Source organism: Treponema peruense, from assembly GCF_016117655.1.
In the GTDB taxonomy this organism is placed as follows: Bacteria; Spirochaetota; Spirochaetia; order Treponematales; family Treponemataceae; genus Treponema_D; species Treponema_D peruense.
Window position 1 is genome coordinate 760,396 of sequence record NZ_CP064936.1, and the last position, 17,908, is coordinate 778,303.

Below are 17,908 nucleotides of genomic sequence, written 5' to 3' on the forward strand. Positions count from 1 at the left end.
TCATGAATGCTTTTGTTTCTCTTGAAAATTACATTGTAAAACAGGAACTCAATGCAGGAGTAGGGGTATCAGTTACTCTTGATGAAGCTGTCGCAAAATATGAATCTACCAGAAGGAAAGGTGTTCTTTCCTATAATAACTGGCTTTTAGTAAATATTCCTGGCGAAAACTTTTTTATCGACATGACAAAACCAATCAAAGAACAAAGTGATGATGTGCTTGCATCTTTAATGAAAAACGATTTTATCATGTCGCTTTTTATTTATGAAGCAAGAAAGATTTTTGAAAGCATGAATACTCTTCCTGATGAGCAAAACAACAAAGAAGAATACAACAAGAGGATGGAAAACTTTTCTAAAAAAAAGTACGAATTCCTTCTTTCTTTCAAAAGCGGTCTTGATTTGTTTAACTTCATAAACAGTAAGTGCATTACACATGACAGGGCAAAATCATCCTCTCTTCTTTACGATTTTGGAATCAAGGGCGCTCTTTATGATGATGAAACTGGAAAAAGGTTTTTGCTGTTCAATGCAAAAAAAGATATTGAACCAGTCGATTACAGAACCGGAATCTTAGAAGATTCCACCCTGGTTTTGTAGCAAAAATAATTAAGAAGGAAGAATAAACTATGAATATATATCTTTCAGGCTCAATTTCAAATGACCCGAATTTTAAAGAAAAGTTTGTTTTAAAAGCTGAAGAACTAACATCCAAAGGTCACAATGTTTATAACCCTGCCCAGCACCCTCCAATGTTTACCTGGGAGCAGTTTATGCAGCTTGATTTAACGGCTCTTTCTTTTTGCGATGCAATCTACCTTATGAATGGCTGGGAACAATCTAAAGGGGCAAAAATTGAGCATGATGCAGCAAAAAAACTGAAACTTAAAATCTTTTATGAAGAAAAAACTCAGGAAAAATCAATCAAGTTCTCAAAAACTATTCCTTCAAAAACCGGAACTGCATATAAGTGTTTCTATCTTAAAAACGGAAAACTTTATCCGCCTATGGTAAGTAACCCTAATGGAGAGGCAACACCTGTTGGCTCTTGGATAGATGCAAGTGTGGGAAACTTTGCCGGAACTACAAAGACTGGTCGCCCACAGGTTGAATGTGGTGGGCATGGAACACACACTTCAAAAGGAAAACTTGCATTAAGACCTGGCTGGCACCTGGGAACGCTTCCTATCGCAAATCAGTTCAATGTGACTAATCCAAAAAACGGCAAGAAAGAGCTTTTTCCTTCAGAACTTGTATGGGCTGAAGTTGAATATTCTATGGATAAAGACTACCAGAATGAAGCAATGAAAGAAGGAATAACGGATTCCGGTTCTTTTCGTTATTCATACGCTGGTCTTAAAAATATCCCTGAAAACGGTTTTTACAGATACAGGACAAATCCTGACCCGAATACAGAAGAATGGGTAATCGCAGGTCAGATTAAAGTAAACCGGATTTTATCCAGAGTTATTGTCAATTGTTGTGGATTGAAAAAAAGTGTCTTTTCATCAGGCAGCCTTCATTTGTTCACCGTCCACAAAAATTATATTTTTGGCGACAAGTTCAAGTTGTTTAAATCCCCTGAGCCGTCGCCAGTTTTTCTCTGCCTGAAGACAAAGCTTGAAAGCCATTGCAACAGAAGCAGCGGAAGAGCCGTTTCCTTTTGTTGACTTGTGGCGCAACCTGACTGTTGCAAATGTCGATTCAATCGGATTCGACGTTCTAATGTGAGCCCAATGTTCCGCCGGATAATCATAAAAGCGGAACAAATCCTCCTTGTCTTTTTCAAGACATTCCGTTGCCTTCGGATATTTTTTTCCGAAAGTTTCTATAAATAAGTCGTAGGCTTTCAAGGCGTTTGCACGTTTGTCTGCCTGCCACATATCCCGAATCATTTTTGTGGCCTGAGTCTGCACACAGTCAGGCAATTTGTCCAGAATGTTCATGGACTTGTGGAACCAGCATCTCTGAATTTTTAGCTGGCCCCAGATTTCATCAACTGCATTTTGAAACCCAAGCGCTCCGTCGCAGACTGCCAATTTTGGTGCTTTTGTCAGTCCGCGGAATTTCAAATCAAGCAAAACTCCACGCCAACTTTCCGTTGACTCGCGAATTCCGGCCTGTACAGCCACAAGTTCTTTTTTGCCTTCAACAGTTACGCCAATTATTACCAGAAGGCAGGTCTTTTCACCGTCAAGCCGGGACTTTACGTAAATTCCGTCTGCCCAAACATAAACGTATTCCTTTCCGGAAAGATCTCGTTTGCGCCATTCGTCATATTCAGCCTGCCATTTTACAGTAAGCTTTGTTATGACTGACGGACTCAGGCCCTTTGCTTCTTTACCAAGAACATCATGGAGCATGGCTGAAAACTTGTTTGAAGAAATTCCTGCAAGGTAGGCAGCGGAAAGTATTGCTTCTACTGTCGGAGTTTTTCTTGCAAACGGAGGAAGGACTTTGCTTACAAAGCGATCCTTTTCTTCAAGTGCACGGTCATCAACTCTGGGAAGCCTGACTGTAACGTAACCGTTTGTAGTAAGAATTGTCCGTTCTTTGTGAAAGCCGTTTCTTACTACAAGTTTGTTTCCGGTTTTGTCTACGATAGAAGAAGTTTTATTAAGAAAACGCTGAACTTCATCCTCGTAAAGACTTTCAATTACTTCACGTGCTCTTGCGCGGATTGCTTTTTCAAGCAAATCAATCGTTGGACTATTGGAATTTTCTTCAATTTCCAGTATTCTTTTCATAAGAGGTCTCCTTCGGTGTTTATTTTTTTTTCCAAAGAAAACTATACCTTAGACAGACCTCTTTTTCTATGCCTTCTCAGGCAATCCACAACTTTTGATTATAACTCTTTTATCCAACGAAGAAGTAGATAATATCCTTCTTAAAAACGGCAGAACACCGCCTAAAAGAACGGAATTAGAAAGTATAAAAAAACAAAATGAAATTACTATTGAAAGATAATTAAGGAGAATAAACTTATGGAAAATAGTGAAATCACAGAACAGCAGAAAGAAGATTCAAAAAAACTTCTTGAAACTTATGGAAATAAAAAAGAAATTGAAAATGCGGCAAAAAAAGTTTCTATTCTGGACTTTGTAAGCACAGATAAAACAAGAATGTTTATGAACGGTATCTTCTACGAAAATGGATTTGCCGTTGCTACAGACGGAAGAGTTTTAATTAAACAGAAAACAGATTATCCTGCAGAATATGAGGGAAAAATCATTAATCCAGAAAACGGAAAGGAAATTGAAGGTCAGTTTCCACACTATAAAAAAGTTTTTCCTTATAAAGACACACTTGTAGACCGCTCAAGCCGTCTTGCTCATATTACAGGCTATCTTTCAAATGCAACTGCTGCTATGGCTTTAACTGAAAAACTAAAGTATGGCTCTAAAAACATTGTTCCCGTTGTTTTTGAAAACACACTGGTAGCACCTAAATATCTACAGACTGCACTTCTATATGCCCGTGACAAAGGTTTCAATAAAGTTTATCAGTCAGATAATTTTGAAATTAAAGATGAGCCGAATGTACTTCTCAACAGAGCAATTGAATTTGATTCACCTGATGGTTCATCTATTTTAGTTATGCCTCAAAATCCAGAGAATTTATCACGAACTTATATTGATAAGGACGGAATTCTTCATAATTATGAAGAAAACACTTTTGTTAAAACAAAACTTTTGGGAAAAGGTGATGACTTTTATAAAAACATTGTAAGAGAGCTTCTTAAAGAATCTTCTTATAAAAATGCTGATGTTGATTCTCTTTATGCAGAAAACTTGAAGCTTGCAGAAGAAAAAATGAATCCGTCTATTTTTCCTCGTGACAAAAAGGAATGCCAGATTTATGCAACCACATTAACTTATGCGGATGCAATCGGACAGAATCTTGATAAAAATAATCTTGTTTACAGAAAAGACCAGGGGAAAGCAAATCTTGAACAGCTTATGTTTGAGCTTCACATGTCAAGGTTTAAGGATATTGCAAAAAAGCCGTCTCTTCTTTTTGATGCGTATAAAGATACTATAAATCCTGAACGCATTGTGGGCGTAGCTGAAGCAAACGATATAATTTCAAAAAAGCAGGAAGATGTTCAGCAGAATCTTTCAGAAGATTTTGAAAAGACAGAGAAGGTAAAACCTTTATACCGCTACTATCTTTCAGAACGCCCTGTTGGAATCGGCACACAGCCTAAAGACTTTTTACAGTTTGAAAACTTTGATGAAAAAAAGTTTGTTGAAGAAGCTGGAAAAGAAGCCTGGGCTTTTGTTGAATATGACCATGAGCTTTCAGAAAAAGAAATTAAAGAATATGAACTTACTCCGGTAAATTCGAAATCTTTAGAAATCGAAAAAGAAGAAACTGTTTTGAATGATGAAGAATACGCTAAAAACATTGCAGACTGGATCGTCCAGGAAGGACTTGGTGCATCATCATTCCAGGAAAACGCTCATATTTCTTTTGAAGAAATATATGAAAAAACAAATACACCTTCGGGCTGGCTTGAAAAGAATTATGACCTTGTAAATGACGCATTAAGCGACCATAACGATGAAGAGCTTCTCGATTATAATCCTTCTGAAAATGAAGCTGGAGAGTTTAATCTTTATTTCTGTACAAATGCAGAAAAAGAAGATGACCCTAACACTCTTTTCAAGCAGAACAAAGACGGCCGCTGGGTACGAAAGACTGAAGAAGAACTTCAGAAAGAGCTTGAAGAAAAGTTGGCTGAAGGTATGGAAGAAGCTGTATCAAAAGCTTTTGAAGAAGAAAAGGAAAGACAGTCTAAAACTGAAAACACAAAAGAGGATGTTTCTAAATTTGATTCTGAAATTGAAGCAATAGAACTTGATTTAGAAGAATCTAAAACAGAACCAACAGAAAAAACTTTGGAAGAAAAAATTTATGATAAATACATCGAAAACGATATTCCTCCAGTTTTTGGAAATAAAGAAAGTTACGCAAAAGAGATTGCCCAGGAATTAAGCTCAGCTCTGGAAGAAAAAAGCCCTGTTGATGTGGGAACTCTAAAAGCTCATTTATCACCGACAAATGAAAATGTCTCTTTAAAAGAAAAGAATCTTGTAAAAGAGATTTTTGAAGAAACTACTGGAATTAAACTTCCAGAAATTATTGATGGAAATGAACAGAATGAAATTCAGATTTGGAGAAATATTACAGAATGGTTCCACGGATATGAGCAGACACAAAATGTCTCAGAAGAAATTGAAAAAGAGCCTGAACCTTCAAAGCCAGAAATACAGATGGAAGAATCGAAGAAAGAAAAACCGCTGCCATTTTCTATTATAGATAATAAAGAAAAGGGAAGGATAAATATTAAGTTCAATACAAATTATGAAAATCCTCAGTTCGAGCAAATCGTAAAAGAACTTAAAAGTAACGGATGGAAATACGCTCCATCTACAAAGCAGTGGTACCCAGTTGGAAAGGCTGTCGAAAAAGCAATTGACTTTGCTCTCAAATTACAGGAAAAATATTCAGAAAAGAAAGTTCCTGAAAAGGAAAATGAAGTTTCTGAATATAAGGGAATTAAATTCTTTGACAGAAACTATAATGAGCCTGAAGAACTCACTGCATATTTGAATGAACATCTTTCAACTCATATTACGCTTGCAGAAACATCCGTAATTCTTGAAGCACTGGAACACGAAAATGTAGGTCTGCTTTCTAATAGAAACGAAAGACTCGGCTTGAACAGCGAAAATAAGCTTGTAGTTTTTTCCAGAAGAGAAGGAAACATTGATATTGAAGAACTCAATGATGTAAAACATCTTTTCAATTATGCACAGACCAAAGCCGGAAAAGACTTACAGGAAATCAAAGAAATGCAAACAAAGATGCAACAGAAGAATCCTGAAGTAGTTAATTTTATGGGGTCTATTTATGAAACGGCAATTAGTCGCAGAGAATCTATTGTTAAACAAATGAATTCCATCAAAGAAAGCTATTTCCCTGAAGTTGCTTACTCTTATGACCAGATAAAAGCTGGGCTTTCTGATGAAGAAATTAAAAGAATTAATGATGAAACTCGATATGATTCAGAAAGAACTTTTATTCCAGCTGAAGAAATCCAGAAATGGAAAGATGCAGAAAATTTTGAAGATTTTCACGAAAGAAATCTTGTTTGGTATAAAGTTTATACTCTCTTTGAAGAATATAATCTTCACGAAGAAAACAAGCTTCTTTTAAATCATCATTATTCAACACTTGAACAGATGTATGGAACATTCAATCCTGAAGAAACAAAAACAGCTGAAGTTGAAAATGAAATTAAAAATTTTGTTCCAGAAAACTTAATTCACCTCGGTTCTGAAAAAAGTGAAGATATAAAGTTTCTTGAAGATTATGCTTACGAACATGATAATGCTGTTTTACAGAAATATGCCTATATTTCCGGTTATAACAAAAAACCTGCTGAAATAATGCTCAAATCTGTAGAAGCGCTTGGTTATGAAGTGTATGTTACTCCAGAATCTAAACAGCTTTATATCTATGATGAACAGGACAAAGCAAAACCTTTCTCAGAATATGATTTGTATTCTTTATTTGAACTTGCAGAAGACGAAAACGTTCTTTCAAAAGAAGAAATGAATGTTCTTAAAGAAGCTGAGAATATTTATGACAAATCTTATAAACTTGCGAAAGAAAACATTCCTTATGTAGAAATTCCTTTCTCTGAAAACTCTAAATTCAAAAATAACTGTGCTGGTATAATGGCTCTTTCTGATTTCAATACAAAGCTTATTGAAACAGAAAAAATCATGGATAAAAACGAAGAGTTTTTCAGTGAAGGAGTTTCAAAATACGATGATGCTGGTGCGTATGGAAAATATGCTGATGCAAGAGAAAAAGGAACTTTAACACCGGACCAGGAATACGGATTAGGTTCTTATAAAACAGATGTTGTACTTCATCTTTTTGATGGAACGCCTGAAATGATGACGTACTCTATGACAATTGACTTGGGCCGCATTCATAGCTCAATTTTTGATTATGTAAAAGAAACCTGTTCTTATTCTGAAGTGCAAAATGCAATCAACGCTACGGAAGACAGGCTTTATCATTCATCAGTTACGGATGAAATTAAAACTCAAATTGCGACAATAAGAAATTCTGTTGCAAAAGATTTTGAAGTTTCTTATGAAGCTGATATGAATGTACTTAAAGAACTTCGTGATAATCAGAAATCACTTCGGTCTGCATGGATTGCAAATGCTTCTGACATTTCTAATGCTGATAAAGAACTTGAAAAAATTCAAAAGCAGTTTGCAGAAACATGCAAAGATTTTGGAAAAGAGTTTTACAAAAAAATTGATTTTGAGTCATTGCAAGAGTCTTCTGGTATAAATAAAGCTACGCTAAATAATTATATTCTTAAAGAAATCAAGAACATGATTATTGAACAGACTCATAAAGATTCAAGAAAAGAGTACACAAAGAATGTTGAAGAAAGGTTTGACTACGCTTTATGGCATGATGCAATGAAATTCATTCCTGAAAACACAGAGGAACTTGAAAAGTTCATACAGGATGCAGTAAAAGAGCCTGAAATACAGGTCGAACATACTAAAGAAGAAAAACAGAACAGGGTAATTTATTCAAGAACTTCTTATAGAGGCTGGGAATTTTCTCCTAAAAAAGATTTTTCTGTTTCTTCTTATGTCAGACCTTTTGACCAGAGCGACAGAAGCGGATTTATACTTATGACAGGACTCGAAGGAAAGGACGGATTCTGGAATGAAAAAGTCAATAAAGAGCTTTTGCATTCAGAAGGCTGGTCAAAAAAAGGTGCTTTATATAAAGCTCTTGAAACTCTTTCGATTTCTCCATTAACAAGAGACTTGCTTTCTCTAAAACCTGAACAGACTTTCAAAGAAATGGTTTCAGAATATTCTGTAATCAATATTGATACAGGTGAAGATGTAAGAAAAGAAATCCTGCCTGATGAGCTTCTCAGAGAGCTTTCATTAAATGAAAAACAGAGAGAACCTAATCCTCATGGTGTTGCTGAAGAAATTATGCGTATTGAAAACAATAAAGCTTTGTGGAGAGAAAATCATAAGTCTGTTAATGAAGGTGATACGATTGGTGAGGATTCTGTTTCTGAAGTTTTGAAACTTTCTGACGGTGTTTTTGAAGCTGTTCTTTCAAGAGACATGGGAGGAGCTGGTGCTGCTGCAAATTATCTAGTTATTAATAAAGCTGTCGCTTCTAAATGCAATAAGAATATTATTGCCCTGGCAAAAGAAACAGATGGTTTACTTGTATTCAAAAACAAAGCAGCTGAAGCATATATCAGAAAAGAACTCATCGACAAAAAACTCTGTCCTCTTCCTTCAAACAATGCAGATTATTATGAAAGACTTTCAGATTATGTCGAAAATCATCCGCTGAAATATATCTCTTTGCTTGCAAACACTGCATTTAATTTTGAAAATAATCTCAAAAAGATGCTTGAAATTGAACCTGAACAAAAAGATATTCTAACCCTCGGTAAGAAGCTGATCTCGATGGCAAGCTCAGAAGAGCAGAAAAGAATCGGACAGAAAATTCTTGAATCCGGTGGAAAAGATGAAGCATGAGTTATAATCAAAAGTTGTGGATTGCCTGAGAAGGCATAGAAAAAGAGGTCTGTCTAAGGTATAGTTTTCTTTGGAAAAAAAAATAAACACCGAAGGAGACCTCTTATGAAAAGAATACTGGAAATTGAAGAAAATTCCAATAGTCCAACGATTGATTTGCTTGAAAAAGCAATCCGCGCAAGAGCACGTGAAGTAATTGAAAGTCTTTACGAGGATGAAGTTCAGCGTTTTCTTAATAAAACTTCTTCTATCGTAGACAAAACCGGAAACAAACTTGTAGTAAGAAACGGCTTTCACAAAGAACGGACAATTCTTACTACAAACGGTTACGTTACAGTCAGGCTTCCCAGAGTTGATGACCGTGCACTTGAAGAAAAGGATCGCTTTGTAAGCAAAGTCCTTCCTCCGTTTGCAAGAAAAACTCCGACAGTAGAAGCAATACTTTCCGCTGCCTACCTTGCAGGAATTTCTTCAAACAAGTTTTCAGCCATGCTCCATGATGTTCTTGGTAAAGAAGCAAAGGGCCTGAGTCCGTCAGTCATAACAAAGCTTACTGTAAAATGGCAGGCTGAATATGACGAATGGCGCAAACGAGATCTTTCCGGAAAGGAATACGTTTATGTTTGGGCAGACGGAATTTACGTAAAGTCCCGGCTTGACGGTGAAAAGACCTGCCTTCTGGTAATAATTGGCGTAACTGTTGAAGGCAAAAAAGAACTTGTGGCTGTACAGGCCGGAATTCGCGAGTCAACGGAAAGTTGGCGTGGAGTTTTGCTTGATTTGAAATTCCGCGGACTGACAAAAGCACCAAAATTGGCAGTCTGCGACGGAGCGCTTGGGTTTCAAAATGCAGTTGATGAAATCTGGGGCCAGCTAAAAATTCAGAGATGCTGGTTCCACAAGTCCATGAACATTCTGGACAAATTGCCTGACTGTGTGCAGACTCAGGCCACAAAAATGATTCGGGATATGTGGCAGGCAGACAAACGTGCAAACGCCTTGAAAGCCTACGACTTATTTATAGAAACTTTCGGAAAAAAATATCCGAAGGCAACGGAATGTCTTGAAAAAGACAAGGAGGATTTGTTCCGCTTTTATGATTATCCGGCGGAACATTGGGCTCACATTAGAACGTCGAATCCGATTGAATCGACATTTGCAACAGTCAGGTTGCGCCACAAGTCAACAAAAGGAAACGGCTCTTCCGCTGCTTCTGTTGCAATGGCTTTCAAGCTTTGTCTTCAGGCAGAGAAAAACTGGCGACGGCTCAGGGGATTTAAACAACTTGAACTTGTCGCCAAAAATATAATTTTTGTGGACGGTGAACAAATGAAGGCTGCCTGATGAAAAGACACTTTTTTTCAATCCACAACAATTGACAATAACTCACTTTTTATACGCTCATACGTCACATATTTTTGAAATTCTGGTTCAAGTTCATATTTCTTATTTATAGCCTCAAGATTATTTGCCATTGCTTTTGTAGCTTGATTACTCTTTTTTTCATCAGAAAGTATATCCTGATAGATTAAAAGCAGCAGAAAATAAAACGTAGCTTCTACTTTATAATAGTTTTTCATTGTCAGTTCTTTCCTTAGAAAAAAGTCTTTCCACGGTAGAATTCCATTTCTACCGTGAATTAACTTTTGTGCTTCAGAATTCCACACATTTTTCTTTGCATAATCCATTAGGTTTATTCCCCTCCTGTTTTTTACAAAAAACAAAATAAACAAACCTAAGCCAACTATTTAAAAAAATGGAAGGAAAAGACTTCCTTTCATTTTTTTATAACCTTAATTTCCTGACCAGATAATGACAGCGGTGCGTCTGAATACACACAGCTGACCATAGCTCCTGAACACTCAACGGCCGTTCCATCTGCAAGAAAAAATCTGTAGCCAGGATTATTCGTTCCGTAAGTTCCGTCTACATCAGGTGACTCTCTGTTATAATTGTAACTATACGTTTCGGGCAAAAGATAACTCTGGGCTGAAGCTGGTTTTCCGTGAGTTATAAAATAACCAATGCAGTTTGAACCAATGAAAAAATATGTATAGCAAACTATATCCGGCTTATCCCATCTTTTAGTCCAGTCATATAGGGTTTTTCTTTCAAGAAAATTACCAGTTAAAGGAATTGGATATGCTGTATAGGCATTTTTTTCAATTTTTTCTTGAACAGCCGCAATTGGACCTGTATTTGAGCCAAAAAAGCCGTCTGCAAAACATGTTGTCAGGCATAGCATTAAACAGATAATAAAAAAACTGATTTTTTTCATAAGCTATTCTCCTTTTTCACCAAGTAATTCGTTTATTTCTATCTGATAAGGTAAGTCTACAGGCTTCCACATGGCTTTTGTATGATTCATCCTTGATTTTGAGTTATATTCTTCAACCATGTCCGAAAGAACCATTTTTATTGCTGTTTTTTCAGGTTCAGATGCCATTTTTGCCTTTGTAGCAGTTGAGTTGATTACTCCATACTGGTCGTAAAACCATTCATAGTTGGAAAGCCTTTTGTTTGCATCCTGTCTCATCCACGATTCCTTCAAATCATTGTCAAATGTTGCATATTTATCATTTGCTTTTCTGATGACATTACAAGAATTTAAAGACAAAACTGCAGCAAAGAAAAATGTAATTTTAATTACCGATTTTAATTTCATTTGTTATCTCCTCTTTTATTTATTAAATTCCTTCAAAATTTCTTCATTGCTTACAGCAAGTTCGAACTTTGGAGCAATTTCTGAATATGTAAAGTCTGTAAACAGGTCATCGTTTTCGATCTCTTCTACAGATTTACCTTCTTTAAGCATGGAAATGATTTTGTCATATACCTGATATGCACCTTCTCCAAATCCTTTTTTAAAGCCGTCAGTAAACCCTTCGGTATAACGCTCAACCATTCTTTTATCAATTTCACTAGGCTCTGGCGATGCAAAATGCTCACTCATGTCTCGACTTTTTACAGTTATTGAATGTGGATTTCCTTCATTGTCTTCAAGTGCATCTGACAAATCATCATCTTCATCACTGCTTTCTTTTTTTGATTTTTTTCCTTTGATTTTGTTATATCCGGCTGTCAAAGACATATCTCCGCTTTCAACTGCTTCAATTGTTTCTTCATCACCGCTTTTCAAAATTGCTCGGCCACGCTCAACTTGTCTTGTAGACATTCCCAACTGATCTGCAAGAGCTTCTGCAGATTTACCGTTTTCTTCCTCTGAGTCTTCTGCTTTTTTACCAGGATTTTTTAAGGCGTCCATTGCTTTGATTGCCATGAGTTTTTGACCGGATGTAAGGTTTCTTCTGTTAATCTGAAGCCCGTACATTGCAAGCAAAGCTTCTTTTCGTGTGTCAAATGTGACTTCATATACAGGGATTTTTTCAATTCCTGCTATTTCTGCTGCGGCAAGCCTTGTATGCCCGTCTCCAGGGAATGTATCGTTTTCTTCATTGATGTGAACCATGATAATATGCTGATGTTTGAAGAATCCGTTTTTCTTCATTGATTCGGCTATATTGTTAAGGTCTTTTTCATCTTTGTCATATAGCTTCTGAAATTCACCTTTTGGGTCAAGATGAATTTCTTTTAATGGAATCATCTTGATGTCAGATTCAGTAGCAGGAGCTATTTTAAGACTATCTGAAAATGCCTGAGCGAGCTGGTTTTTAGCTGAATTGTTATTTTTTGCTTCGTTATAGTTTATCTTCTTCATTGCCATATTACTTACTCCCTTGCACCAGAGTCTTCATAAGTTATCTTAGGTTTCTCAATGAAACCGTTTTCGATGCAACGTTTTTCGTCTATCCAATATTGACAAATTCTGTTAGTGGTTTGAGTCTTAAACGGGAGACTTCTGCCATGAAGCCATACAGCCACAAAAAGATAGCCGATAAGTTCTTTTTCAATTGCTGAATCAGAATTCATAGATGTAGCTATAAATATATTTCCAATTCTTAATGTTTCTCGCTGGAGGTTATCTTTTACGATATAATCCCAGTCATCTATTCCAAAGGCTTTCATTTTTGGCTCAAGGAACTTGATGACATGCTCCCGTTTTTCCTGCAACCCTTTCAGGTATTCGTTATCTGTCATAGTGCTGCCTCCTTGCTTTTAGTTATTCGCACTGCGTCGGCTTCCACAAGAATAATCATGTCTATCTTGTCACGGTAATCCACTCTTGGAGTGTTTATGGACTTAATCACTTCGTCAAAATCAATTGTTTTCATGGTCGCAATATGGCCGGAATATCCCATGTCTGCCCATTTAAGAAATGTTATTAGGTCTTCAGCTGATTCAATTCCATCGCAGAAAAATCTTTGTCTATCCATGCCGGAAAAACCGCTTGCTATTCTCATTGCAAGCGTCATAGCCTGACTAATTGACTCCAGTCCGGACTGTTCAAACTGAATCAAGTTGTTTCTGTATTTTTCCAGTTTGTCTGGTCTCACGAACATGAACTCCTCATAAGAAAAATAGGACGTAGTAAGTTGTGAGATTTCATTCAAAACCAAAGTATTTCTGTCTGCTGACGGTCCTGCAATAATTATGTTTCCTGATTCCTTGACGCACTTTAAAATTGTGTCCTGCAAATCTTTTGTTAATAAATTTAAAGATAAAACGCTATCTTGCTTTTTCATCGCTTACTCTCCCACCATGATTTTGATTTCTTTGTTGAAGTCTGCGTCAGGATGCCCGATGACTATTGAGCCTATAATTGTAATAGTCATAAAAATAATAAGACCTATCATTGCAAAAAGTTCCCATCTACAAAAATTTAGAATATTTCTCATTTCACAATTTCCTACATCACCGCTTCCGCAATATTCGAGATGACATTCAGGGTTTCTTTTTTTGTTCCTTGGAGATATTGGACAGGAGCATGAATTGACTGAGCTTTTTTAAAAGCTTGGTCTACAGGAATGATATAAAGTTCACAATCTGTAGATTCCTTAATTTCTTTTATAATGTCGTCCTGCTGAGTAAGGCGTAAATCACGGCTGTTAAGTATAAGTTTGTTGATTACAGGAAGGTCTGAATCATATCTTTTCTTCATTTTATTCAGATTTTCAAGAAAGATAATAAGACCATCTTTTGAAAACTCATCAATGTTCAAAACGGCAAGAGCTTCATCAGAAGCCAAAAAACAAGATTCTTCCAAGGCTCCAAAAGCAGGAGCTGTATCAATAATGCAATAGTCAAATTCATCTTTGAGTTCTTTAACAAGGTGTCTTATTGCGTAAGGTTGTTCTGTAGCGAGTGTTTTTTGATACAAGCGAAGTGAGCCACCTAAAGATGCAGTGGGAATTATTGATAAGTTTTCAATTGGTGTTTGAACAATGGCCTGTTCTGCTGAACACTTTTCCATTAAAACATCTGCAAGTTCATACTGAATTTCAATATCGTCATTTAAAATCCAGCTTGTAGCATTGCCCTGAGGGTCAATGTCAATTGTTAAAACTCTTTTTCCTTTGGATGCAAGTTCAACAGCCGTACTCATGGCTACTGTAGTTTTACCAGTGCCACCCTTTTGCAAATTAATTGTAGTTACTTTCATAGTTCAGTTCTCCTTTGAAAGTTCTCTTAAAATTAAAGAAACATACGTTTCTTTGATGGTCTTATCTGGATTTGAACCAGACCTGCTAAAAGCATCCCCTCCCAGCGCCAACCGAAAGGCTATATTCTCCAACAGTTGTACACCAAGTACATAAGACCGAAAAAAATAAACCACCGGAACTGAACGGTGGTTTATAAAAGAAATAACCAAAACCCTTCAATTCCAAGCACCAAAACTTGAATGCTTTAGCATTGACAGGTAAATTTGGCGCTTAAATGCGAACTTTTAATGAATCGCATCTAAGACGAATATATTCCAAATTGTTGATATTGTCCCTGCATGTACTGGAGTTTTTATTGATAATGATGTATTATGAAACTTAATATCCAGAGAGAACACCTAAAAAAAAACGGAAGGTTTGTAATGGAAACTTATACAGTTGGAATAATTGGCGCGGGAGCATGGGGTACCGCTTTGGGAACAGCTCTTGCCCGCGGCGGTCATAAAGTGCAGCTTTGGGCTATGGAAGAGGACGTTGTAGAGTCTGTAAACGGCAGCCACGAAAACAAGCGCTATCTTCCGGGACTTTCACTTTACCCGACGCTTACCGCAAGTACAGACATAAAGGAAGTAGCCAAAGACAAGCAGTTTCTTATCATGGGAAGCCCTTCCTTGTACCTGGCTTCTACAATTGCCAGATTTACCGATGTTCCGAATATTGCAGACGGAAGCACAATAATCGGCGCGCTTACAAAGGGTTTTGTTCCGGTAGGGGAAGAACCGCATTTTGTTCTTGAAACAATGGAAAGCGCACTTCCGGCATCATACAAAGATGCAACAGTTTACATAGCAGGCCCTTCACATGCAGAAGAAGTTGCCATGGGTAAAATTACCGGACTTATTGCAGCAAGCAACCACCACAGAAACGCAATCCAGATGAGGGATCTTCTTCGTGTTCCCGGAATTCTTGCATACGCTTCTTTTGACACGATTGGAGTTCAGGTTTGTGCAGCAGTAAAAAACGTAATTGCTGTTGTATACGGAAGTCTGGATGCCCTTGCAGAAACCAGCGAAGAGTTCGGTGACAATACAGAAAGCCTTTTGATGGCAGCAGGCCTTAACGAAATCCAGACAATAGGGTTTGCAATGGGGGCAACACATGCAGAAACCTTTACTTCCATAAGCGGAGTGGGCGATCTTGATGTTACCTGCAAGTCAAAGTACGGCCGCAACAGACGCTTTGGACAGGATATAATAAAGACAGACATGCTTGACCGGTTCAAGAATCTTGATGATCTGATTGCAAACGTAAAAAAGGTCGGCTATCTTCCCGAAGGTGCAATTGCCTGCAAATATGTGCACTATATTTCGCAGAAAAAAAATCTTAAGCTTCCGATATGCGATTCACTTTACCGCGTTCTCAACAAGGAAGCAAAACCCCTTGACTGTCTCAAAGAACTTGTAAGCCGCTAAAAAAGGAAAAATTATGCTCGAAAAAATAACAGGTACGTTCAGTAACATTATTCGCACATTAAGCGGAAAAGCGACAATCAGCGAAAAAAACATCGAAGAAACTGTAGAGCAGATAAAAATGGCTCTTCTCGAAGCCGATGTAAACCTTCGCGTAGTACGCCGCTTTGTAAATTCAACCATAGAAGAAGCCAAGGGTGAAAAAGTACTCAAGGCTGTAGACCCGGGCCAGCAGTTTGTAAAGATTATCTACGACAAGATAACGTCCATGCTCGGTGACAAGAAAACAGACCTTTCGCTCAAGGGACCAGACACGCAGTCTGTTATTCTTCTTCTGGGACTTCAGGGTGCAGGTAAAACAACTGCTGCACACAAACTGGCGGCAAGACTTCTAAAAGAAGGTCGCAAACCGCTTCTTGCAGCATGTGACCTTGTGCGCCCGGCCGCCGTGGAACAGCTTTCTGTTCTTGGAGAAAAAATCGGGGTTCCGGTTTACAAAGAAAACGGTGCTTCAAATGCCGTAAAGGTTTCACAGAACGCCGTCTCTTATGCAAAGAAAAACGGCTTTGACACAATAATTGTAGATACTGCAGGACGCCTTCAGATAGACGAGTCCATGATGCAGGAACTTGTTTCCATGAAAAAGGCTCTGAATCCTGTAGAAACAGTTCTTGTTGCAGACTCAATGACTGGTCAGAATGCTGTAGACATTGCAAAGAGCTTTGACGAACAGCTGGGACTTACCGGTGTTATACTCACAAAGTTTGACTCAGATGCCCGCGGTGGTGCTGCCCTTTCTCTGCGTTCAATAACAGGAAAACCTATTCTGTTTATAGGAACAGGAGAAAAAACAGAAGACTTTGAGCCGTTCCATCCAGACAGAATTGCAAGCAGAATTCTTGGAATGGGCGACGTTGTTTCTCTTGTAGAAAAAGCCCAGCAGACAGTTGATGCTCAGGAAGCCGAGCGCATGCAGAAAAAGATGATGCGCAACGAGTTTACGCTTCAGGACATGCTTGACCAGCTGCAGTCTGTAGAAAAAATGGGAAGCATGAGCCAGATTCTTGACATGATGCCGGGTCTTGCAGGCCAGATTTCAGAAGACCAGATAGACAAAGCCGGAATGAAGCACCAGAAAGCCATTATCCAGAGCATGACTCTTAAGGAACGCAGAAACCACCTTATTATAGGACCTGCAAGAAGAAAGCGCATTGCAAAGGGCAGCGGTACTTCTGTACAGGAAGTAAACAAACTTATAAAACAGTTTGAAAAAACAAAACTGGCAATGAAAAAACTTACAAGAAACAGGGGAATGCAGGCAAAACTTATGCAGCAGATGGGCGGAATGGATATGTCCGGTCTTGGCGGCATGGGCGGCATGAACCTTCCGCAGGGATTCAAAATGCCCGGCGGATTCAAGTTCTAGTTCAGGCTTTTAATTGACTACCAGGAGTGACGCTACTTTTCCGTCATTGGTGTAGCACCGTTCGGGGTTACTTTCGTCAGGGAAAGACGTCATTCCTGTATAAAATGCATATTCGTATGTTCCGGGAGGCAGAGGCAGATCAAGCTGGTATGTTCCCGGAGACACTTCTACAAGTTTGTAGATCCAGCTGTCCCAGTTTGTAAAATTCCCGCCAAGTCTTATACTTTCACCCGATTTTCCTTTATAAACAAAACGAACCGTTCCCGAAGAAATTGTTTCTGTTGCTTCTTCTTTTTCAATGTTTGTGTAAAAGCGTGACAGCATGAGGGATGTTTCGGGGCTGTAAACTGTCTGCGGATTGTTCGGGTCAACAGTCCAAAGTCCGTCTATAACAAGCCTGTAGTCAATCTGACTGGTATTTTTTGGAAGACGCATTACATAAAAATAAACCGAATCCTTTATTTCGTAATTTTCATCGCGCAGATTTTTTTTCATAAAAGAGTGGATTGTATTGAAATTCTCAAAGTCCACGGCAATTCCTACGTGACGGGCATTCTTGTCTGCCGTAAAGACCGCGTATCCGTTTTTGACATAAGGTTTTCCTGCAGTCTGAATTTCGGCAACTATTTCGGCAATGTCCAGCTCGGTATCGGTAAGGGGAGCTGGAGTTTCTGCCGCAAACACTGTGATTTGCAGTGCAAGCATAAGTGCGCAAAAAATGAGTCTTTTCATGCCTATATTTTCGGCCGGAATTCACAAAGCGTTTAGTGTTAAGAAAAAAATTGTTTTCTAACCCCCACGGTAAATTTTTCCGATAATTTTAGGGATATTCAGGCCG

General features: G+C 37.9%; 14 protein-coding genes and 1 pseudogene. 6 read left to right on the plus strand and 9 right to left on the minus strand.

Features of this window, described 5'->3' with window-relative positions:
- The first annotated feature begins 2 nt into the window (after nt 1-2).
- Nucleotides 3-599: a hypothetical protein gene (locus IWA51_RS03610; RefSeq protein WP_198443257.1), complete on the plus strand. Its 597-nt coding sequence runs from the start codon at nt 3-5 to the stop codon at nt 597-599.
- Between the two features lie 29 nt (nt 600-628).
- A pseudogene (locus tag IWA51_RS12645) lies at nt 629-886 on the plus strand (DUF4406 domain-containing protein); the annotation flags it as partial.
- Nucleotides 887-1,507: 621 nt separating this feature from the next.
- Here the strand turns inward: IWA51_RS12645 and IWA51_RS03615 are convergent.
- Nucleotides 1,508-2,746 carry an IS256 family transposase gene (locus tag IWA51_RS03615; protein WP_198441892.1) on the minus strand — a complete coding sequence of 413 codons (1,239 nt, stop codon included), beginning with the start codon at nt 2,744-2,746 and terminating at the stop codon, nt 1,508-1,510.
- Between the two features lie 237 nt (nt 2,747-2,983).
- On the opposite strand from IWA51_RS03615, the gene IWA51_RS03620 reads away from it, so the two are divergent.
- Together IWA51_RS03620 and IWA51_RS03625 are read left to right on the plus strand one after the other, a co-directional pair.
- Nucleotides 2,984-8,614, plus strand: coding sequence for a defense against restriction DarA-related protein (locus tag IWA51_RS03620; protein WP_198443259.1), 5,631 nt, complete (start codon nt 2,984-2,986; stop codon nt 8,612-8,614).
- A 105-nt stretch (nt 8,615-8,719) separates the two neighbouring features.
- On the plus strand, nt 8,720-9,958 hold the full coding sequence (locus IWA51_RS03625; RefSeq protein WP_198441892.1) for an IS256 family transposase: 1,239 nt from the start codon (nt 8,720-8,722) through the stop codon (nt 9,956-9,958).
- Between the two features lie 17 nt (nt 9,959-9,975).
- On the opposite strand, the gene IWA51_RS03630 is transcribed toward IWA51_RS03625, so the two are convergent.
- The 7 genes from IWA51_RS03630 to IWA51_RS03660 all read right to left on the minus strand — a co-directional run bounded on the left by IWA51_RS03630 (nt 9,976) and on the right by IWA51_RS03660 (nt 14,174).
- Nucleotides 9,976-10,302: a hypothetical protein gene (locus IWA51_RS03630; RefSeq protein ID WP_198443261.1), complete on the minus strand. Its 327-nt coding sequence runs from the start codon at nt 10,300-10,302 to the stop codon at nt 9,976-9,978.
- An 89-nt stretch (nt 10,303-10,391) separates the two neighbouring features.
- Entirely contained in the window at nt 10,392-10,892 is a 501-nt protein-coding gene (locus IWA51_RS03635) for a hypothetical protein (RefSeq protein ID WP_198443262.1), read from the minus strand.
- Nucleotides 10,893-10,895: 3 nt separating this feature from the next.
- Nucleotides 10,896-11,279 carry a hypothetical protein gene (locus tag IWA51_RS03640; RefSeq protein WP_198443263.1) on the minus strand — a complete coding sequence of 128 codons (384 nt, stop codon included), beginning with the start codon at nt 11,277-11,279 and terminating at the stop codon, nt 10,896-10,898.
- Between the two features lie 15 nt (nt 11,280-11,294).
- A complete protein-coding gene (locus tag IWA51_RS03645; protein WP_198443264.1) occupies nt 11,295-12,338 on the minus strand; it encodes a ParB/RepB/Spo0J family partition protein in 1,044 nt (347 codons plus the stop codon).
- Nucleotides 12,339-12,343: 5 nt separating this feature from the next.
- On the minus strand, nt 12,344-12,712 hold the full coding sequence (locus IWA51_RS03650) for a hypothetical protein (protein WP_198443265.1): 369 nt from the start codon (nt 12,710-12,712) through the stop codon (nt 12,344-12,346).
- Nucleotides 12,709-13,257 carry a hypothetical protein gene (locus IWA51_RS03655; RefSeq protein WP_198443266.1) on the minus strand — a complete coding sequence of 183 codons (549 nt, stop codon included), beginning with the start codon at nt 13,255-13,257 and terminating at the stop codon, nt 12,709-12,711. The genes IWA51_RS03650 and IWA51_RS03655 overlap by 4 nt, the downstream gene beginning before the upstream one ends.
- 164 nt (nt 13,258-13,421) lie before the next feature.
- A complete protein-coding gene (locus tag IWA51_RS03660) occupies nt 13,422-14,174 on the minus strand; it encodes a ParA family protein (RefSeq protein ID WP_198443268.1) in 753 nt (250 codons plus the stop codon).
- A gap of 423 nt (nt 14,175-14,597) precedes the next feature.
- Between IWA51_RS03660 and IWA51_RS03665 the strand changes: the two genes are divergently transcribed.
- Nucleotides 14,598-15,647 carry an NAD(P)H-dependent glycerol-3-phosphate dehydrogenase gene (locus IWA51_RS03665; protein ID WP_198443659.1) on the plus strand — a complete coding sequence of 350 codons (1,050 nt, stop codon included), beginning with the start codon at nt 14,598-14,600 and terminating at the stop codon, nt 15,645-15,647.
- Between the two features lie 13 nt (nt 15,648-15,660).
- Nucleotides 15,661-17,070, plus strand: coding sequence for a signal recognition particle protein (gene ffh / locus IWA51_RS03670; RefSeq protein ID WP_198443270.1), 1,410 nt, complete (start codon nt 15,661-15,663; stop codon nt 17,068-17,070).
- A gap of 9 nt (nt 17,071-17,079) precedes the next feature.
- Here the strand turns inward: ffh and IWA51_RS03675 are convergent, their stop codons facing one another.
- Complete coding sequence (locus IWA51_RS03675; protein ID WP_198443272.1) at nt 17,080-17,802, minus strand: early set domain-containing protein; 723 nt, start codon at nt 17,800-17,802, stop codon at nt 17,080-17,082.
- Nucleotides 17,803-17,908: the final 106 nt, after the last annotated feature.